This window comes from Herbaspirillum sp. WKF16 (assembly GCF_028993615.1).
In the GTDB taxonomy this organism is placed as follows: Bacteria; Pseudomonadota; Gammaproteobacteria; order Burkholderiales; family Burkholderiaceae_D; genus Herbaspirillum.
Genome location: NZ_CP118632.1, coordinates 2,088,500 through 2,106,970, shown reverse-complemented (window position 1 = coordinate 2,106,970; position 18,471 = coordinate 2,088,500). Strand labels below are relative to the sequence as shown.

Below are 18,471 nucleotides of genomic sequence, written 5' to 3'. Positions count from 1 at the left end.
TTCAGCTGATCACTTGGAACAGCACGTTGAGCATGTCGCTGGCAGCCTGGATGACCTTCGCCGCAGCCTGGTATTGCTGCTGGTTCTTGATCATGTTGGCCAGTTCTTCATCCTGGCTCACGCCCGACTCGGACTGTACCTCGGTCGTGATCGCCTCCAGCCGCGCCTTCTCGGCGGTGTTGGTGACGTTGATCTCGTTGGTCTTGTTGCCGATCGTGGCGACCAGCTGCGAGTACGAACCCTGGTAGCTGGTGTTGCCGATGGTGTTCTTGGTCTGCAGCCCGGCCAGCAACTGGGCGTTGCGGTTGTCGGACGTGGCGTTGGTATTGGGCGCGATGGTGAACTGATCGCCCGCCGACGGCTGGCCGGTGATCGAGAACGACATGCCCTGGTACGTGTACGTGTCGCCGGCGGTATAGGTGAGCGGCGCGCCGGCGGCAATGGTCGCGGTCGTGCCGTCCTTGTGCGTGACCGTCACGGGAGCGGTGGTCGCGGGCGAAACCGCGAAGCCGACCGCCGGCGTGGTCTGGTATTTCAGCGTCAATGGCGCCGTCAACGGCGTCGCCAGGTAATTCTTGTCAACCGAACCAGCGCTGATGCTGGCCGTGCCCTGATTGGCCGCTACCGGCGCAAAATTGAATTGGTCGCCCGTAGCCGGGGTGCCGGTCAATGTGAAGCTCACGCCGCCGCTGCTGATCACCGCGCCGGTCTGGTAGTTGAACGGCGTGTTGCCCGACACGGTGGAGACCGTGCCGTCAGGATAGGTGACGGTCACATCCGGAGCCGGGGTGGCGTTGGCCCAGGTAGCGGCCAGCTGCAGCTGAGGCGGAGTACCTGCGACGACCGAGGTGGCGAACGACACCGACGATCCTTGTACGAAGGTCTTCGGATCCAGCGAAGTATTGGAAATCACGCCGCTGCCGGTATTGGCCGCCGGCGTGCTGGCGTTGACCGCGCTGGTGGCATTGCCCGACGTCGTGATCGGCGCTGCGGCCGCAATCAGTTGCGTGTTGTTGATTGCCAGCGACAGGCTGGCCGCGCCGTTGATGGTCGGCTGGATCTTGAAGCTGTCGCCGGCCGCCATGGTCGGGGCGCCGGGCGTGGGCGTGCCGCCATCCGAATAGGTCACGCCATCGACCGTCAGCGGGAAGGCCGTTCCGGCCACGGTGGTCTTGGTGTTGTCGGAAAGACGGGTCAGCGTGTAGTTGGTGCCGTCGTACGACAGCGTGTAGTCGCTGGTCGTCAATGCAGAGGCATTGGTGATGGTGGCCGACATCGGACCCGAACCGGTGTTGGTCGATTTCGGAAGCACCACCGGAGGAGCGACGTTGAAGAAATCCGTGCCCGGCGTGCCGTTCTGGTCCAGGCCGAGCTTTTGCTGGTCGTTGAAGGTGCTGCCCAGCACGGTGGCGATGCGGCCCAGCGTATTCTGCGCCGAATCCAGCGTTTCGCTGCGGTATTTCAGCAGGCCGCCCAGGCTGCCGCCGTCGTAGAAGAAATTGTCCGGGATGATCGCGGTCTTGCCGCCGGCAACCGAGTAACCGATCTGCAGGCGCGAGACGTCGTCGGCCGAGGGCGCAGCAACCAGCGTGGTGACCTGCTCGCCGATCACCAGCGGCTGGCCGGAACCGATGAACACGCTCATCGAGCCGTTGTCCTGCGCCACCGTGGTGACCTTGGCGAGCTTGTTGATGTTGGCGACCACCTGGTCGCGCTGGTCCAGCAAGTCGTTAGGAGCCTGGCCGCCGCCGGCGCCCTGCGCCTTGACGATGGCCTTGTTGAGCTCGGCCAGCTGGGCCGAATACGAATTCAGGCTGTCGACGGTCGAGGTGATCTGGGTGTTGACGCTGGTGCGGCTCTGCGCCATCTGGTCGTTCAGCGCCTGGAAGCGGGCCACCAGGGTCGAGGCGCCAGACAGCACCGATTGACGCGACGCATCGGTATTGGGAGTGGACGCAAAGTTCTGGATCGACTTGAAGAAGTCCTGCAGCGCGGGCGACAGGCCGGCATCCTTGTCGGCCAGCAAGTTGTCGAGCTGCGAAATTTGCGAATAGTAGGAGTCCAGCGAGCTGGCGCTGGTCTGCGAGGCCAGCTGCTGCTTGACCAGGAAATCGTTGTAGACGCGCTTGATCTCGGCGACCTGGGTGCCCTGGCCGACGAAACCGTAGCCGTAGTTGATGCCGCCGGCGCTGCTCTGCACGACAACCTGGCGGTTGTAACCCGGGGTCAGGGCGTTCGCAAGGTTGTGGCTGGTGGTGGCCTGCGCTGCCATGGCCGCCTGCAACGCGCTCTGTCCGATGCTGAAGATGTTTGTTGCCATGCTAGGTCGTCGTCCTAAAAGCTTTTAGCGGAATACCCAAGTCAACGGCACGCTTTACAAAAACTTTAGACGATGCGAACCGGATTTGTTTCCGGTCGGAACGGCTCAGCTTTGCGGCGTGTTATGCCGACAGGGATTGGCGAATGATGCGCGAGAGCTTCTCGGCGTAGTGCGGGTCGGTCGCATAGCCCGCGCGCTGCAGGCCGTAGGCGAACCCGTGCGCGTCCTGGGCGCTGGCCAGCACCTTCTCGTAACGCGGATTGCTCTTGAGCAAATTGGCGTAATCCTTGAAGGCGTCGGCGTAGGAATCGTAGGCGCGGAATTTCTCCACGCGCTTTTGCGGCTTGCCGTTGATGTATTCGATCGTGGTCGCTTCGACAACCTTGCCCGTCCAGTTGCCGGTGGCCTTGATGCCGAACAGGTTGTGCGCCGAGCGACCGTCGCGGGTGATGATTTCCTTCTTGCCCCAGCCGGTTTCCAGCGCGGCCTGGGCCAGCATGAACTTGGCGGGGATGCCGGTCATCTTGCTGGCGATCTCGGCATCGGCCTGCAGGCGGTTCTGGAAGGCTTCCACGTGCGCCGGCTTGTTGGGATTGCGGCGCTTGTTGCGGCCGTCCTGGTCGGTGCTGTCGGCCGCTTGCTGGCTGGCGAAGCTCTGGATGAACTTGGCCCGATCGGCTTCGCTCATGTCCTTGACCAGGGGAATGCCCATCGGCAATCCATCGTCGCCCTGTTGCGCGTCCAGATCCTGGGCGTCCGGCAACTTCTTGGGCAGCGAGGCCGACAGCTGGCGCGTCAGCACATCGGCCAGGCCGATGCCGCGCTGGGCCAGGTTCTGGCTCATCTGCTGGTCCAGCATCGACGTAAACATCTTGGTCGACTCGTTGTCGAACGGGCCGTTCTGCGGCGTGGCGTCGCGCATGCTCTTCATCACCATGTTCAGGAACATGGCTTCGAACTGCTTGGCCGCGCCTTTGATCGCCTCCGGCGAGCCGCCGTTCTGGCGCGCAGCTTCACGCAGGCTGTTCAGCCCATTCGCATCGACGGCCAGACTCTCGGTCGGATTGGATGGGTTGATCTTGTTGAGCATGGAATACCTTGGATGAGAGATCGGTTGTTTGTTGATCCGGACCGTTGGCAACGGCCCGGCCAGCTGACTCGCCTCGTTTAAATCACTTCAAGTTCTGCGCGCAGCGAACCGGCCGCCTTCATCGCCTGCAGGATGGCCAGCAAGTCTTGCGGGGTCGCGCCGATGGCATTGAGCGCCTTCACCACGTCGGACAGCGATGCGCCGCCCTTGAGCAGCATGACCTTGCCGGGTTCCTTGTTGATCGAGATCTGCGCGTTCTGCACCGCGGCGGTATTGCCGCCGGCAAGCGCATTGGGCTGGGAGACGGCGTTGTCGGCCTGGATCACCACCGACAGGTTGCCGTGCGAGACCGCGCAGGTGTCCAGCATCACGCTCTGGTTCATCACCACCGAGCCGGTACGGGCGTTCAAAATGACCTTGGCGGCCAGCTTGCCCGGCGTCACATCCACGTTCTCCAGCGCGCCCAGGAAGGCCACGCGGTCGCCGCTGGAAATCGGCGCGCGGATACGGATCACGCGGCCGTCCTGCGCCACGGCGGTGTCCATGCCGAAACGCTTGTTGACCGCATCCACCACGCGGCTGGCGGTCGAGAAATCGTTGTCGTTGAGTTCCAGCATGACCATCTCGCCGCCGCCCAGTGCGCTGGGCACGGAGCGTTCCACGGTGGCGCCGCCTGAAATCCGGCCGGCCGACAGCTGGTTGATCGTCGTGCTGCTGCCGGCGGCCGATGCGCCTGCGCCGCCCACCACGATGTTGCCCTGGGCAATCGCGTAGATCTGGCCGTCGGCGCCTTTCAGCGGCGCCATCAGCAGCGTGCCGCCGCGGATGCTCTTGGCGTTGCCGATGGAGGACACGGTCACGTCGATCAGTTGTCCGGGCTGGGCGAAGGCCGGCAGGGTCGCCGTCACCATCGCCGCGGCGACGTTCTTCAGCTGCATGTTGCTGCTGGTGCCGGTCGGCACGTTCACGCCCAGCTGCTGCAGCATGCTGATCACGCTCTGCACGGTAAACGGAGTCTGGGTGGTCTGGTCACCGCTGCCGTCGAGGCCGACCACGAGACCGTAGCCGACCAGCTGGTTCTGACGCACGCCCTGGATGCTGGCGAGGTCCTTCAGGCGTTCCGCGTGGGCCGGCACGGCCGCCACCAGGCACAGCCCGGCCGCAGCCGCGGCTGCCAGCGCCTTGCGCGTCAAATGCATCATGTCCATCGCGGTAAATCCTTTCCTAAACATTGAACTGCCACTCCATCAGAAAGGAGAAACGCTGAAGAAGAAACGTCCCAGCGAGGACATGAAATCAGCCATGTCGACCCGGGTGTTGGTGCGGTACTCGACCTTGGCGTCCGCCACCAGGGTGGACGACACGGTATTGCCGGTTTGAATATTGTCGGGGCTGACGGTGCCCGAGAAGCGCACGTATTCCACGCCCTTGTCCAGCGCGACCTGCTTCTCGCCGCTGACCACCAGGTTGCCGTTGGGCAGCACCTCGACCACGGTCACGCCGATGGTGCCGGTGAAGGTGTTGCTGGAGGTGGTGGCGCCCTTGTCTTCAAACTTGTTGGACGAGGTGCCGCTGGCGGACAGTTCCTTGATGCTCGTCCCGAAGATGGTCGGCGCCGGCGAAGCCACGGTGCCGGTCTTGCTGGCGGAGCTGCCGGCCGATTTGCCGGCGCTGGTCTTCTCGTTGATCACGATGGTGATCGTATCGCCGACCAGGCGCGCGCGGCGATCTTCCAGCAACGGACGATAAGCCGCCGACTGGAAAATCGCGCCGGAAGTCGGTGGCGCATACGAAGCCGGCTGCGGGCGCGCCGTGGTGGGGCCCGTCACGATGGTATCGGGCACCGTGGTGCAACCGCCGATGGCGAATGCAACCGCGATGGCGGCCAGTTTCAGCAAGCTGTTCATATCTGCCTCGTCCTTCTTCACACGCACACTGCGCACAACAAATTCAACTACTTGAACCACCCGATTACAGCTGCGACAGCTTGGCCAGCATCTGATCCGAGGTGGTGATGGCCTTGCTGTTGATTTCGTAGGCGCGCTGGGTCTGGATCATGTTGACCAGCTCTTCCACCACGTTGACGTTGGAGGTTTCCACATAGCCCTGCCACAGCGCGCCGGCGCCGTTGGTGCCCGGCGTGTTCGGGTTGGGCGTGCCGGAGGCCGCGGTTTCCACGTACAGGTTCTCGCCGCGGCTTTCCAGGCCGGCCGGGTTGATGAAGGTGGCCACCTGGATGGTGCCGATCTGGGTGGTCGCGGTCGAGCCGGCCTGCATGATCGACACGGTGCCGTCGCGGCCCACGCTCAGCTTGGTGGTGTTGAGCGGCACGGTGATCGGCGGCTGCAGGGTGTAGCCGCTGGAAGTCACCAGCTGGCCCTGGCTGTCGGTCTGGAAGGCGCCGTCGCGGGTGTAGGCGGTAGTGCCGTCCGGCAGCAGGATCTGGAAGAAGCCAGCGCCCTGGATCGCCAGATCCTTGTCGTTATTGGTCTGGTTGACGTTGCCCTGGGTGAAGATGCGCTCGGTCGCCACCGGACGCACGCCGGTGCCGATCTGCAGGCCCGATGGCAGCTGGGTCTGCTGCGAGGACTGCGCGCCGGGCTGGCGCACGGTCTGGTACAACAGGTCCTCGAACACCGCGCGCGAACGCTTGAAGCCGTTGGTGCTGACGTTGGCCAGGTTGTTCGAAATCACGTCCAGCTGCGTCTGTTGCGCATCCAGGCCGGTCTTGGAAATCCAAAGGGAACGAATCATCTATTTCTCCGGTAATCGGCGGTCACATCAATCAGGACAGCGACAGGATCTGGGTCGCCTTGGTGGCGTCGTCCTGGGCAGTCTGGATCATCTTCATGTTCATTTCGAACTGGCGCGACAGGTTGATCATGTTGACCATCGCCTCCACCACGTTCACGTTGCTGCCTTCGAGCGCACCGCTGGCCAGGCGCACGTTGGCGTCAGGCTGGGCCGCGCCGGTGATGGTGCGGAACATGCCGTCGTCGCCGCGCTTCATGTTCTTGTCGTCGGGATTGACCAGCTTGATGCGGCCAAGCACGTTGACTGCGTTGGGAATGCCGTTGGTCGGGATCGACGACACCGTGCCGTCGGCGGCGATGGCCACCGTGGTGTCGGGCGGGATGGTGATCGGGCCGCCGTCGCCCATCACGGTCTGGCCGGACTGGGTCTGCAGGATGCCGTTCTCGTTGATCTTGAAGCTGCCGTTGCGCGTGTAGGCTTCGCCGCCATCGGCGCTCTGCACGGCAATCCAGCCGCGTCCTTGCACCGCCACGTCGAGCGCGCGGCCAGTGTCCTGGAGCGGCCCCTGCGAAAAGTCATTGCCCGCGGTGGAATCCACCACGAACGCGCGCGTAGCCAGCCCCTCCCCCTTCACCGGCGCCGAGCGGAACGTATTGAGCTGGGCGCGGAAACCCGTCGTCGTGGCATTGGCCAGGTTGTTGCTGGCGGTAGCCTGCTGCTCCATCGTGTGCTTGGCGCCAGACATCGCGGTATAGACCAAACGATCCATAAAACCCCTTTGCGCATCGCCGCGGTGCGGCGCTGCTGATTGAAACCGGCCGCCGGCAACGCCGGCGGCCTTGAAACATGCGCGCCTTGCGGCACGCATCCATCATGCGATCAGCGCAGGCTGACCAGGGTCTGCAGGACGGTATCCTGCACCTTGATGGTTTGCGAGTTGGCCTGGTAGACGCGCTGGGCCACGATCATGTTGACCAGTTCAGCGGTCAGGTCGACGTTGGAGTCTTCCACCGCGCGCGCCTGCAGCGTGCCGAAGGTGCCGGTGGTCGGCTTGCCCACCAGGGGCACGCCGGCGTCGGCGGTGGCCTGGTACAGGTTGTTGCCCAGCGGCTGCAGGCCGTTCGGGTTGGCGAAGTTCACCAGCACCACGCTGCCCAGGTTCTTGGTCTGCTGGTTGCTGTAGGAACCGACGATGGTGCCGTCCTTGGCCACCGAGAAGGAAGACAGCGTGCCCGGCGCCATGCCGTCCTGGCTGGCGGCCAGCGGCACGAAGGCCGAACCGGTCTGGGTCGAACCCACGAAATTGTAGGAGATGGTGCCCGGGAAGGTGCCGCCCAGCTTGGTGTAGCCGGTCGTATCCAGGGTGACGGTCGGCGCGGCGATCAACGAACCGGTGGAGTCGAAGGTCATGGAGCCGAGCTTGGTCGGCACCACCGGCGTACCGGTGCCCACGGTCTTGCCGTCGATCGTCGCATAGACGTCCCAGGTGGTCTGGGGAGTCGCGCGCGGCGGCGTGGCGGCAGGGTCGGCCGGCAGCGTGGCGTTCTTCACGAAGTAGGTCTGCACGCTGTACGGATTGCCCAGGCTGTCATACATGGTCATGCCGGTGGCGCTGGTGTACGAATTCGGCTGCGCGGGATCGAACGGGGTGACGGTCGGCGGATCCACGCGCGAGTCCAGGTTCAGCTTGGTGGTGACCTTGGTGGTCGGCGTCGCCGCCATGGCGGAGGTATCGATCTGCAGGCGCACCGGGTCGCCGCCGGTCACGCCGGCAGCGTAGCCCATCAGGAAGGCGCCGTTCATGCTGGGGTTGATGATGTAGCCGTCCTTGTCCAGCTCGAACTGGCCGTTGCGGCCGTACAGGGGCGACAGGTCGGTCGCGCTGCCTGCCAGCTGGAAGAAGCCGTCGCCGTTGATGGCGATATCCAGCGGGTTGTTGGTCGAGGTGATGTTGCCCTGGGTGAACGCCTGGGCCACGTTGGCGACGGTCACGCCGATGCCGACCGGCGAGTTGCCGGAACGGTTCATCGAGTTCGCGTACATGTCGGCGAACTGCGTCTGCGATTGCTTGAAGCCGACCGTGCTGGCGTTGGCCACGTTATTACCGATGACATCCAGGCTCTTCGCTGCGCCGTTCAGTCCGCTCAGACCTTGTTGAAAACTCATGTGATACCCCTTTTACCCCGAAAGTTGTCGGTAATAACGATTAAAGAATTTGCACAACATCGGTCGGCTTGATGGTGCCGATGTTGGAGACGTTCAGTTTGACGCCGTCGGAGGCGGTCGTGACGCTGGCCACCGTGCCGAATGCCAGCGCGGTCGCATTGACGGCGGTGCCGTTGTTGGACGCGGTGACGGTGAAGGTGTACTTGCCGTCGGCAGCCTTGCCGCCGGCGTCGTTGGTGCCGTCCCAGATCACCGGCGCGGTGCCGGCAGGCTGCGTGCCCAGGTCCATCGTGCGCACCACGGCGCCGGTGGAATCCTTGACGGTGACGATGACCGACGACGCGGTCGAATCGAGCTGCACGCCGAACACCGCCTTTTGCGTGGTGGTTTCGGTGCCGTCGTCGGCCTTGGTGGTGTCCGAGGTCAGCTGGATGTTGTTGCCCGGGGCAAACACGCTGTGGCCGATCATGTTGGCCGACTGCAGTCCCTGCGAGGAGCTCAGGTTGCCCATCAGGGTCGACAGCGTGCTGTTCAACTGGCTGATGCCCGACACCGTCGACAGCTGCGCCATCTGGGTGGTCATCTGCGAGTTGTCCATCGGGTTGCTGGGATCCTGGTTCTTCATCTGCGCGATCAGCAGCGTCAGGAAGCGGTTCTGGATGGCGTCCGGGCTGTTGTCGTTGAGGCTGCTGGTGCTGCTGGACGAGCTGGTGCCGCTCGTGCCGTTCATGGTGTTCAGCAGGTCGCTGGAGACGGTTGTCATGGCGTTGATTCCTATTGACCGATAGTAAGGGTTTTAACCAGCATGGCCTTCGCGGTGTTCATCGTTTCCACGTTGGTCTGGTACGAGCGGGAAGCCGAGATCATGTTGACCATTTCCTCGACCGGATTGACATTGGGCATGGCCACGTAGCCGTTGGCGTCGGCCATCGGATGCTTCGGATCGTAGATCAGCTTGGGCGGGGCCTGGTCTTCGACCACTGCCGCGACCTTGACGCCGCTGTCCTTGACGCCGCCCACCGGGATGGCCTGGAACACCACCTGCTTGGCCTTGTAGGGCGTGCCGTCCGGGCTGGTGGCGCTGTCGGCGTTGGCGATATTGCTGGCGGTGGCGTTGAGGCGCTGCGACTGCGCGCTCATGGCCGAACCGGCAACATTGAAGATATTGGAAAGGGACATGGCTTATTAACCCGGTTGGATGGCGTTGATCATGGCCTTGATCTGGCCATTGACTGCAGTGACGCCGGCTTCGTAGCGGATGCCGTTGTCGACGAATTCATTGCGCTCGACGTCGAGGTCGACCGTATTGCCGTCCACGCTGCCCTGGTCCGGCTTGCGGTACAGCAGGGGCGAACCGCCGATGCTGCCCTCGCCCGAACCGACGGCCGTGCCCGCCACGTGGGACGCGGTGGTGCGCGCCAGCTCCAGCGGCGGCATCGCGGCGGCCTTGTTGTCCAGCGCGTTCTTCAAGGTGTCGGCGAAATTGATGTCGCGCGCCTTGTAGTTGGGCGTGTCCGCATTGGCAATGTTGGAGGCAATCAATTGCTGGCGCTGGGCGCGCAGGTTCAGCGCCAGTTCATTGAAGCGAAAGAAGTCGTCGAGCTTAGAGACCATCAGGTCCTCCAGGAATACGGGCGCCGCTCAAGTTCCAGCGGACTGCGCCGATGATGGAATTACGTAGGCTTGATCATACGTTCCACCCCGGATCTCTAATGGGCGATAAGCAGAGAAAAGCCTCCCCTGTTTCTGCTTTTGACCTCGTGCGCGCGAAGTAACATTGCTGCCAAGATTCGCCAATGCCCCGTTTGGGGCGAGTTGCATAAAATGAAACACCCTCTCCGCGCCTTGCGCAGCGTCGCCGCCCTCGCCTTGCTGGCGCTCGGCGTCACTGCCGGCGCCGCCGCATTCGCGCAAAACGACCCCAACAGCCCCCAGCGTCAAAACTTGACGGTGCTGCAACAAACGGCCGAGCAGTTCCTGAAAAGCCAGACATCCGGCCTGCCGGGCAGCGTGACGATCGAGGTCGACCCGGTCGACCAGCGCCTGAACCTGGCCGCCTGCCTGGAGCCGCAAGCCTTCATGCCCAACGGCGCGCGCCTGTGGGGCAAGACCACCATCGGCATCAAATGCGTGGCGCCCTCGCCGTGGACCATCTACGTGCGCGCCAGCGTCCAGGTCATTTCCGATTATCTGGTCGCCGCCGTGCCGCTGGTACAGGGCCAGACCATCAGCCTGAGCGATGTGACCCGCGTGCGCGGCGACATGTCCAGCCTGCCCAACGGCGTCATCACCGAAGAAGCGCAGGCCGTCGGACGGGTGGCCGCCATGTCGGTGCGCGCCGGCACTCCGCTGCGCATGGATTCGATCCGCAACCAGCGCGTGGTGCAGCAAGGCCAGGCGGTGCGGGTCATTTCCAACGGCCCGGGATTCCAGATTTCCACCGAAGCGCGCGCGCTGACCAATGCCACCGAAGGCCAGATGGCGCAAGCCCGCACGGCGGCAGGACAAGTCGTCAGCGGCATCGCGAAGGCCGGCGGAATCCTGGAAATCAACTATTGATATACGGAAATGATTCCGATGGGAATTCTCTGCGCCGGGCTTGTAAAGAAAAATGCGTCCAAGGCCTAAATTTAGGGCCTCCGGTATTAAAGTTTGCGAAGAAATGGCCGATAATCAGAGCGACAGGCGGGTGCATTGCGCCCCCACCCTACAAGGAATACTGCCGTGAACGTTAATGACGCCCTGAAATCCGCCGCCGGACGCACTACCGAGCAGACCCCGGCACAGCCGCGCAATGGCGCCCAAGCCGGTGCAACGGCCGGCAACTCCGCGGCCGCAACGGCAGCCGCATCGGACAGCGTGCGCCTCTCGTCGACTTACCAGACGCTCGAAACCAAGGCCAGCGGCAGCAACGGCAGCTTCGACGCGAAGAAAGTTGCCGAGATCAAGGCCGCCATCGCCAACGGCACCTTCCAGGTTGATCCCGAGAAAGTCGCGACCGGCCTGCTCGATACCGTCAAGACGCTGATCAGCGCGCGCAAGGCCTGACCTCGTCCCAGACGCTTTACACGGAATCGGCATGAGCAATCCCGCAAGCAGTCTCCCCCAGGAAAAGGCGGCATTGGTTCGCCTGGTCGAAAAGCTCCGCCAGGAGCAGGCCTTGTTGGCGGAAACCTCGGCCGAAGGCGTAACCGACATCATCTCCGAAAAAGCCTCGCTGGTTGCCGAAATGACCACACTGGCCGGCAATCGCCACCAGCTCCTGGCCAGCATCGGCTATACCGAGGACGAAGCCGGCATGCAACGCTGGATGAATGAGCAAGGTTCGGATGCCGACAAGGATATCTGGGCCGACCTGTTCGAACTGGCCCAGGACGCCAAGGAAGTCAATCGCGTCAACGGCATCCTGATCGGCAAGAAGCTGTCGGTCAACCAGGGCGCCCTGACCATCCTGCAAGGCAAGACCGGCACCGGCAACTTCTACGGCCCCGACGGCCAGAACAGCATCAAGTCCAGCGGCCGACGGCTCGGCGTAGTCTGACCGGCAAACACTGGACCGCAAACAAGAAAGCCCGGCAATGCCGGGCTTTTTGCTTGGACAAGCGGAGCATCCGCTCAATGCGCCGGCTTCACGCCACCCCCGTCCAGGAGTGCTCGCGCAGATAGGAGCGCATGCGCGAAATCGCCTGGCTGTGCAGCTGGCACACGCGCGACTCCGACACCCCCATCACGGCGCCGATTTCCTTCAGGTTCATCTCCTGCTCATAGTACAAACCCATCAGGATCTGCTCGCGCTCCGGCAAGGCGCGGATGGACTCCACCACCGCCTCGCGAAAACCGCCATTGATCAGGTTCTGCAGCGGATCATCCGAGCCGGCGCTGGACTGATAGCGATCGAGAAAATGCTCGTGTCCGCCATCGTCGTCGTGGAAGTCCTCGTAATAGATCAGCTGGTGGCCGCCGCACTCGGTGAGCAGGGCCTGGTACTCGACCAGGCTCATCTTCATGTGCTGGGCCACTTCGTTTTCCTGGGGCGGGCGCCCCAGCTGCTGCAGCAGCGATTGCAAGGCCTCTTCCACCTTGCGCGCATTCTGGCGGATGCTGCGCGGCAGCCAGTCGCTGCTGCGCAGCTCATCCAGCATGGCGCCGCGGATGCGCTGCACGGCGTAGGTTTCAAACTGGGCGCCGTGGGTTTCCTCGTAACGATTGACGGCATCCAGCAAGCCCATCATGCCAGCCTGAATCAGGTCATCCACCTCGACGCTAGGGGGCAATTTTGCCTTCAGCTGATGCGCCAGCTTCTTGACCAGCGGCGCATGCAGCTGCAACAAATCATTCTTGCCTGTTTTTCCCTTGACGTTATACATGCACGTCACACTCCGAGACTCGCACCATCGGTTGCCATGCCGTAAGTGCTGCGCGCCGCTTCCGGCGCTACAAAACGTTTGGCCAGGCGGTGGAAGGCAATGGTAGCGCCCGCGAACGGGAACACGTCCATCACCGCCCTGCCTTGGCCGCAAGCCCGCCGAATATGCTCATCGGCAGGAATCGATCCGAGGAAATTCAATTGCGCCGCCAGATAACGGCTGGCAGCCTGCGCCATGTTCGCATACACCGTTTGCGCCTCCGCCTCGGTGGCGTCGTTGACGATGAGGCTGAAGGGACGACGACCGAGCCGGTCGCTCAAGCTCTTCAGCAGCACGTAGGCCGCCTTGATGGATGAGGCTGTCGTCGAGACCTGGATGATGATTTCGCCCATTTCCATGGTCGACACCGGCAGCGACTGGTCGTCCGCCAATACTCCGTTGACCAGCGTAATTTCAGCTTGTTCAATCAGGGCGTCAAAGATCTCGGCCAACCGGCCGGCCTGGGGATTGGCGGCCGAAGGTACGGTGCGGCGGGCGATGCGCGCCATCGAGAAGCCTTCAGGCAACAGCCGCATGGCCTCGTGCATGGAGCGTTCTTTTTGCGCAACTTCCTGCAGGGTGGCGACATCGTGGCGCAGCCCGATGCGAGTGAGCAGGCCGGACGAGGCGACTCCGCCATCGACCACCAGCACGTTGTGACCCGACTGCGAGATCGACGCCGCCAGGTTGATCAGCGTGGCGCTCTTGTCTTCCTCGCCGAGAACGGAAAAGAAGGTGAACAGGCGCGGCACCGGACGCTCCAGCATCCGGCGCAGGCCTGCCGCCTGGTCAAAGTCGTAACTAGCCAAAGCTCACCTCGCGCAGGCCTTTGTCATTCATGGACAGGGCCGTCGGGCCGACTACGCCCGGTAACTCGCCCTCCTGGAATTCGAACGGCGCGGTCTCGCGCTTTTGCTTGAAGGCGCGATCGGCAAGGTAGAGCTTGTTGGCCACGTGCAGGTCTTCCGGCACGCGCTGTCCGTTGGCCACATAGTGCAGGTTGAGCTTGTGGCGGATCACCACGTCGAGCACGTTGCCGATGGTGGCCGCTTCATCCAGCTTGGTGATGATGCAGCCGGCCAGGCCCGACTTCGAGTAGGCGTGGATCACTTCGTTGAGGGTGCCGCCGGTGGCCGTGGAGTTCAGGCACAGCAGGCGCTTGATGTCCACGCCGGCGCCGGCCAGCATGGCATCCTGCTCGGCCACCATCTGGTCGCGCTGGCCGACGCCTGCGGTATCGATCAGCACGGTGTGCTTGCCCTTCAGCTCTTCCAGCGCGATGCGCAGGTCGGTTTCATCCTTGACCGAGTGCACCATCACACCCAGGATCTTGCCGTAGATGCGCAGTTGCTCGTAGCCGCCGATACGGTAGCCGTCGGTGGTGATCAGCGCCAGCTTGCCGGAGCCGTGACGCATCACGCAGCGCGCCGCCAGCTTGGCCGTGGTGGTAGTCTTGCCCACGCCGGTCGGGCCGACCAGCGCGAACACGCCGCCGTTTTCCAGCAGTTCGTTTTCGTTGCCCAGCGTGCTCAGGTTGCGCGCCAGCACCGACTTGACCCAGAACATGATGTCTTGCGACTTCGAGTTGGTCGGCAGGTTCTCGGTGATCAGGCGCGACAGGCTGGCCGAGAAGCCGGCCGCCAGCATTTCCTTCATGACCTGGCCCTTGAGCGGTTCGCGCTTCTGCGCGCCGCCCCAGGAGATCTCCGCCAGCTGGGTTTCCAGCACGCCGCGCATGGAGCGGATTTCGGTCATCACTTCGGACAGGATCTCATCGTAGTCCTTGCCGTCGAACTCAGGCAGGGCCGAACGCGGGCGCTGATCCTGGTCCTGGTCTTGCTCCTGCGCGTCGGCCGCCTCACGCCGGCGATTGCCGTCGCTGTCGCTGCCGCGGCTGCGCCACACGCGCGCATCGGCGGCCGGAACCTGCTCCGCGTCGCGTGCCGGGATGCGGCCCAGCGCCTGCTGATTGAGCAGCGGCGCATCTTCGGGACGCTTGGCGCGAGCCGGCTGCTGGGCAATCGGGGAAGAAAGCAAGGCCGGCCGCTTGGGCTGCTGCGCCGGGGGCAGGCCGGACTGCTGCTGCAGCGAGGCGGCCTGCGCGGCACCGGGCACCTGTCGCGTACCGTTGGGACCGACCAGGGTGGTCATGTCCTCGTTGGCCATGGCGAGGATTTCCACGCCATCGGGAATATTGCGGTTGGAGAGGATGACCGCGTCCGGACCCAACGCTTCGCGAACCTGGCGCCACGCCTCGCGAGACGAATTGGCGATAAATTTCTTGACGTTCATGCTTGCCCTCCAACTAGGCTGGTAACTTTAATCGTTTTCGATTCAGGAACTTCAGCGTGCGACAGCACGCGCAAATTAGGCAGAGCGCGACGCAGGAAACGCGCCATCAATGTACGCAACGGCCCGGATACCAGCAATACGGCCGGCAACCCCATCTGCTCCTGGCGCTGCGCGGCCTGCTCGGCCTGCATCACCAGCGAATCGGCCAGGCCGGGCTCGATGCCGCCGCTGTCGCCGCTGGCCTGCAGCGCCTGCATCAGCAGGCGCTCGAGCTTGGCGTCCAGCGCCATGACAGGCAACTCGCTCTCGCCCGGGAAGATCTGCTGCACGATGGCGCGACCCAGGGCGATACGCACGATTGCCGTCAGCTCGCTGGGCTCCTGGCTGCGCGCCACATGTTCGGCCAAGGTTTCGATAATAGTGCGCATATCGCGAATATGCACGCCCTCGATGAGGAGGTTCTGCAACACTTTCTGCAACGTACCCAGCGGCAACATCTTCGGCACCAGGTCTTCGACCAGCTTGGGCGCGTCCTTGGCCAGGTGATCCAGCAAGCTCTGCACTTCCTGCCGGCCCAGCAATTCGGCGGCATGGGTCGTGATCAGGTGGTTCAGGTGGGTCGCCACCACGGTGCCGGCATCGACCACCGTGTAGCCCATGGTGGATGCTTGCTCGCGCAGGCTGTTGTCGATCCAGACCGCAGGCAGCCCGAAGGCCGGATCGGTGGTCATCATGCCCGGCAGCGGACCGGTGACCATGCCGGGATTGATCGCCAGGAACTGGCCGGCATGCGCCTCGCCCTTGCCCACGTCCACGCCCTTGAGGGTGATGCGGTAGGCCGACGGCTTCAATTCCAGGTTGTCGCGGATATGGATGGGCGGCGACAGGAAGCCCACTTCCTGGGCGAACTTCTTGCGAATGCCCTTGATCCGCTTGAGCAGCTCGCCGCCCTGCGACTTGTCCACCAGCGGAATCAGACGATATCCCACTTCCAGGCCGAGCGTATCGACCGGCATGACGTCGCTCCAGGTGGCCTCTTCCATTTCCTGCGCAGGCGCCGCAGCAGAGGCGGCAGCGCCCGACTCCGATTGCGCCTTGTCGTCCTTGGCTTCCTGCGCGCGCTTGCTGACGGCGTAGGCGCCGCCGGCCATGGCGGCGGCCAGCAGGATGAAGGCGAAATGCGGCATCCCCGGAATCAGGCCCATGCCGCCGATGATGACCGCCGTGATGTAGAGCACTTCCGGCTTGGCGAACAGCTGGTTGATCAGCTGCCCGCCGACGTCCTGGTCGTTGGCCACGCGCGAGACCACCACACCGGCCGCGGTGGAAATGATCAGCGAGGGAATCTGCGCGACCAGGCCGTCACCGATGGCCAGCAGCGTGTAGTTCTTGATCGCGGCATCGAAGGCCATGTCGTGCTGGACCATCCCCACGATCAGGCCGCCGACGATGTTGACCACCGTCACGATGATGCCGGCGATGGCGTCGCCGCGCACGTATTTCGAGGCGCCGTCCATGGCGCCGTAGAACTCCGACTCCTGCGCCACTTCCTTGCGGCGGGCGCGGGCTTCGGGTTCGCCGATGAGGCCGGCGTTGAGGTCGGCGTCGATCGCCATTTGCTTGCCGGGCATCGCGTCCAGGGTAAAGCGCGCGCCCACTTCGGCAATACGGCCGGCGCCCTTGGTGACCACCATGAAGTTGATGATGGTCAGGATGACGAACACCACGATACCGACGGTGTAATTGCCGCCGATCAGGAAGTGGCCGAAGGCCTCGATCACTTTACCCGCGGCGTCCGGGCCGGTATGGCCTTCGGTCAGCACGACGCGGGTGGAGGCCACGTTGAGCGACAGGCGCAGCATGGTGGACACCAGCAGCACCGCCGGGAAGGCGATGAAGTCGAGCGGCTTGACGGTATAGAGGGCGGTCATCAGGACGATGACCGAGAGCGAAATGTTGAAGCTGAACAGCAGATCCAGCATGAAAGCCGGCAGCGGCAGCACCATCATCGCCAGCATCATGACGATCAGGATCGGCGCAGCCAGCGCCTTGCCGTTTTTCAGCGGCACCCAGGCCGGCAGTTTCAAGGTGTTCAGTTTTGCCATAGTTACTGCAGTGTTCTACTTTGTGGTCCGCGCGGCTTCTTGGTCGCGGTGACCGGGTCCATTTCCTTGGGCACGTTCAGGTCGGTCGGCTCGACCGGCCTGTTGCCGCCAAACTGGCCGTAGGTGCGAAGCTGGAAGATGTACGCCAGCACTTCGGCCACGGCGGTGTAGAGCGCCTCCGGAATCTCGTCGCCGATTTCGGTATGGGTATGCAGCGCACGCGCCAGCGGCGGCGCTTCCAGCAGCGGCACCTTGTTCTCGCGCGCCACCTCGCGGATCTTGGCGGCGACATCGTCGAAGCCCTTGGCCACCACCTTGGGCGCGCCCATCTTGCCTTCCGTGTACTTCAGCGCGACGGCATAGTGGGTCGGGTTGGTGACCACCACGTCGGCCGTCGGCACCTCCGACATCATCCGGCGGCGCGCCATGGCGCGCTGCATCGCGCGGATCTTGCCCTTGATGTGCGGGTCGCCTTCGGACTCCTTGTGCTCCTGCTTGACCTCTTCACGCGTCATGCGCAGCTTCTTGCCGTAATTCCAGATCTGGTAAGGCACGTCCAGGATGGCAATCAGAATCAGCGCCGACACCATGGTGATGAAGCTGATCCACATCAGATGGGCCGAATGGCTGCTGGCGGTCTTGAGCGACTCCACGCCCAGGCCCATGACGGCATCGATCTGGCCGCGGATCACTATCCAGGCGACGGTGCCCACCAGCAGCGTCTTGAGTACCGCCTTGACCAGCTCCGCCAGCGAATTCAGGGAAAACATGTTGGTGATGCCGCTGATCGGATTGAGCTTGCTGAACTTCGGCGCCAGCGACTCGACGTTGAACAACCAACCTCCCAGCATCAGCGGAGACGCTATTGCAGCCAAAGTCATCAGGAATGCGAGAGGAATTGTCGCCACGACAATTTCCATGAAATGCGCGCTGAACATGTTGAACAGCACGACAGGATCGAAAGCGGCCGCGCGCTCGAAGCTCATGGTGGCGACCATCAGGCGGTTCAGGCTGGTCACCAGGGGACCGCTGAACATCCAGACGCAGCTGCCGCCCACCAGCAGCAGCACGCAGGTCGCCATTTCGCGCGAACGAGGTACATCACCCTGCTCACGAGCACGCTCAAGGCGTTTACTCGTGGCGGGTTCTGTCCGCTCCATGTCGCTGTCGTCGGCCATCTGCCGAATCCCCCTGCAAAATCATCGTTCCCGGTTGATAGACGGATTTCGAGAACAATAGGCAGGATTATTGGCGAGCGGGCTGCGGAATCATCAGGGGAATAGGAGGACAAACGTCCCCCATTTCGGACTAGGCAAAAACGCAATGCTCTGCCTGTGG

The 18,471-nt window shown here is 63.4% G+C and carries 18 protein-coding genes; 3 read left to right on the top strand and 15 right to left on the bottom strand.

The features are described from left to right. Position 1: 1 nt before the first annotated feature. The 10 genes from flgK to flgB form a co-directional block, all read right to left on the bottom strand. Entirely contained in the window at positions 2-2,320 is a 2,319-nt protein-coding gene (gene flgK / locus Herbaro_RS09665; RefSeq protein ID WP_275013603.1) for a flagellar hook-associated protein FlgK, read from the bottom strand. A 121-nt stretch (positions 2,321-2,441) separates the two neighbouring features. Next, entirely contained in the window at positions 2,442-3,410 is a 969-nt protein-coding gene (gene flgJ / locus Herbaro_RS09660; protein ID WP_275013602.1) for a flagellar assembly peptidoglycan hydrolase FlgJ, read from the bottom strand. A gap of 77 nt (positions 3,411-3,487) precedes the next feature. Beyond that, positions 3,488-4,609, bottom strand: a complete 1,122-nt coding sequence (locus Herbaro_RS09655; protein WP_446719334.1) for a flagellar basal body P-ring protein FlgI — start codon at positions 4,607-4,609, stop codon at positions 3,488-3,490. Between the two features lie 48 nt (positions 4,610-4,657). Continuing rightward, the gene (locus tag Herbaro_RS09650) at positions 4,658-5,317 is read right to left on the bottom strand and encodes a flagellar basal body L-ring protein FlgH (RefSeq protein ID WP_275013600.1); all 660 of its coding nucleotides are present in this window, start codon (positions 5,315-5,317) and stop codon (positions 4,658-4,660) included. A gap of 64 nt (positions 5,318-5,381) precedes the next feature. Then, entirely contained in the window at positions 5,382-6,164 is a 783-nt protein-coding gene (gene flgG / locus Herbaro_RS09645) for a flagellar basal-body rod protein FlgG (RefSeq protein WP_275013599.1), read from the bottom strand. Positions 6,165-6,195: 31 nt separating this feature from the next. After that, on the bottom strand, positions 6,196-6,933 hold the full coding sequence (gene flgF, locus Herbaro_RS09640; protein WP_275013598.1) for a flagellar basal-body rod protein FlgF: 738 nt from the start codon (positions 6,931-6,933) through the stop codon (positions 6,196-6,198). A gap of 110 nt (positions 6,934-7,043) precedes the next feature. Beyond that, complete coding sequence (flgE, locus tag Herbaro_RS09635; protein WP_275013597.1) at positions 7,044-8,330, bottom strand: flagellar hook protein FlgE; 1,287 nt, start codon at positions 8,328-8,330, stop codon at positions 7,044-7,046. A 40-nt stretch (positions 8,331-8,370) separates the two neighbouring features. Next, positions 8,371-9,093, bottom strand: coding sequence for a flagellar hook assembly protein FlgD (locus tag Herbaro_RS09630; RefSeq protein WP_275013596.1), 723 nt, complete (start codon positions 9,091-9,093; stop codon positions 8,371-8,373). A gap of 11 nt (positions 9,094-9,104) precedes the next feature. Continuing rightward, positions 9,105-9,509, bottom strand: coding sequence for a flagellar basal body rod protein FlgC (flgC, locus tag Herbaro_RS09625; RefSeq protein ID WP_275013595.1), 405 nt, complete (start codon positions 9,507-9,509; stop codon positions 9,105-9,107). A 6-nt stretch (positions 9,510-9,515) separates the two neighbouring features. Beyond that, on the bottom strand, positions 9,516-9,944 hold the full coding sequence (gene flgB / locus Herbaro_RS09620; protein ID WP_275013594.1) for a flagellar basal body rod protein FlgB: 429 nt from the start codon (positions 9,942-9,944) through the stop codon (positions 9,516-9,518). 210 nt (positions 9,945-10,154) lie between these two features. Here flgB and flgA point away from each other — a divergent pair, with 210 nt between their 5' ends. The 3 genes from flgA (at position 10,155) to Herbaro_RS09605 (ending at position 11,871) form a co-directional block, all read left to right on the top strand. After that, complete coding sequence (gene flgA / locus Herbaro_RS09615) at positions 10,155-10,889, top strand: flagellar basal body P-ring formation chaperone FlgA (RefSeq protein ID WP_275013593.1); 735 nt, start codon at positions 10,155-10,157, stop codon at positions 10,887-10,889. A gap of 165 nt (positions 10,890-11,054) precedes the next feature. Continuing rightward, positions 11,055-11,378 carry a flagellar biosynthesis anti-sigma factor FlgM gene (gene flgM / locus Herbaro_RS09610; RefSeq protein ID WP_275013592.1) on the top strand — a complete coding sequence of 108 codons (324 nt, stop codon included), beginning with the start codon at positions 11,055-11,057 and terminating at the stop codon, positions 11,376-11,378. A 31-nt stretch (positions 11,379-11,409) separates the two neighbouring features. Then, a complete protein-coding gene (locus Herbaro_RS09605; protein WP_275013591.1) occupies positions 11,410-11,871 on the top strand; it encodes a flagellar protein FlgN in 462 nt (153 codons plus the stop codon). Positions 11,872-11,959: 88 nt separating this feature from the next. Here the strand turns inward: Herbaro_RS09605 and Herbaro_RS09600 are convergent, their stop codons facing one another. From Herbaro_RS09600 to flhB, 5 genes are read right to left on the bottom strand one after another with little or no spacing between them, the layout of a single operon-like run. Further along, entirely contained in the window at positions 11,960-12,697 is a 738-nt protein-coding gene (locus Herbaro_RS09600; protein WP_275013590.1) for an RNA polymerase sigma factor FliA, read from the bottom strand. Positions 12,698-12,702: 5 nt separating this feature from the next. After that, a complete protein-coding gene (locus Herbaro_RS09595; protein WP_275013995.1) occupies positions 12,703-13,503 on the bottom strand; it encodes a MinD/ParA family ATP-binding protein in 801 nt (266 codons plus the stop codon). A gap of 34 nt (positions 13,504-13,537) precedes the next feature. Continuing rightward, complete coding sequence (gene flhF / locus Herbaro_RS09590; RefSeq protein ID WP_275013589.1) at positions 13,538-15,028, bottom strand: flagellar biosynthesis GTPase FlhF; 1,491 nt, start codon at positions 15,026-15,028, stop codon at positions 13,538-13,540. Beyond that, a complete protein-coding gene (flhA, locus tag Herbaro_RS09585; protein ID WP_275013588.1) occupies positions 15,025-17,133 on the bottom strand; it encodes a flagellar biosynthesis protein FlhA in 2,109 nt (702 codons plus the stop codon). Before flhA ends, flhF begins: the two co-directional genes overlap by 4 nt. 2 nt (positions 17,134-17,135) lie before the next feature. After that, the gene (flhB, locus tag Herbaro_RS09580) at positions 17,136-18,311 is read right to left on the bottom strand and encodes a flagellar biosynthesis protein FlhB (RefSeq protein WP_275013587.1); all 1,176 of its coding nucleotides are present in this window, start codon (positions 18,309-18,311) and stop codon (positions 17,136-17,138) included. Positions 18,312-18,471 lie beyond the last annotated feature (160 nt).

Excerpts from the sequence above, each read along its gene's own strand:
- flgF (WP_275013598.1), bottom strand. The coding sequence starts at position 6,933 with ATGGATCGTTTGGTCTATACCGCGATGTCTGGCGCCAAGCACACGATG.
- Herbaro_RS09630 (WP_275013596.1), bottom strand. The coding sequence starts at position 9,093 with ATGACAACCGTCTCCAGCGACCTGCTGAACACCATGAACGGCACGAGC.
- flhA (WP_275013588.1), bottom strand. The coding sequence starts at position 17,133 with ATGGCAAAACTGAACACCTTGAAACTGCCGGCCTGGGTGCCGCTGAAA.
- flgB (WP_275013594.1), bottom strand. The coding sequence starts at position 9,944 with ATGGTCTCTAAGCTCGACGACTTCTTTCGCTTCAATGAACTGGCGCTG.
- flgE (WP_275013597.1), bottom strand. The coding sequence starts at position 8,330 with ATGAGTTTTCAACAAGGTCTGAGCGGACTGAACGGCGCAGCGAAGAGC.
- flgC (WP_275013595.1), bottom strand. The coding sequence starts at position 9,509 with ATGTCCCTTTCCAATATCTTCAATGTTGCCGGTTCGGCCATGAGCGCG.
- Herbaro_RS09595 (WP_275013995.1), bottom strand. The coding sequence starts at position 13,503 with ATGCTGGAGCGTCCGGTGCCGCGCCTGTTCACCTTCTTTTCCGTTCTC.
- flhF (WP_275013589.1), bottom strand. The coding sequence starts at position 15,028 with ATGAACGTCAAGAAATTTATCGCCAATTCGTCTCGCGAGGCGTGGCGC.
- Herbaro_RS09655 (WP_446719334.1), bottom strand. The coding sequence starts at position 4,609 with ATGCATTTGACGCGCAAGGCGCTGGCAGCCGCGGCTGCGGCCGGGCTG.
- Herbaro_RS09650 (WP_275013600.1), bottom strand. The coding sequence starts at position 5,317 with ATGAACAGCTTGCTGAAACTGGCCGCCATCGCGGTTGCATTCGCCATC.
- flgJ (WP_275013602.1), bottom strand. The coding sequence starts at position 3,410 with ATGCTCAACAAGATCAACCCATCCAATCCGACCGAGAGTCTGGCCGTC.
- flhB (WP_275013587.1), bottom strand. The coding sequence starts at position 18,311 with ATGGCCGACGACAGCGACATGGAGCGGACAGAACCCGCCACGAGTAAA.
- flgG (WP_275013599.1), bottom strand. The coding sequence starts at position 6,164 with ATGATTCGTTCCCTTTGGATTTCCAAGACCGGCCTGGATGCGCAACAG.
- flgA (WP_275013593.1), top strand. The coding sequence starts at position 10,155 with ATGAAACACCCTCTCCGCGCCTTGCGCAGCGTCGCCGCCCTCGCCTTG.
- Herbaro_RS09605 (WP_275013591.1), top strand. The coding sequence starts at position 11,410 with ATGAGCAATCCCGCAAGCAGTCTCCCCCAGGAAAAGGCGGCATTGGTT.
- flgK (WP_275013603.1), bottom strand. The coding sequence starts at position 2,320 with ATGGCAACAAACATCTTCAGCATCGGACAGAGCGCGTTGCAGGCGGCC.
- Herbaro_RS09600 (WP_275013590.1), bottom strand. The coding sequence starts at position 12,697 with ATGTATAACGTCAAGGGAAAAACAGGCAAGAATGATTTGTTGCAGCTG.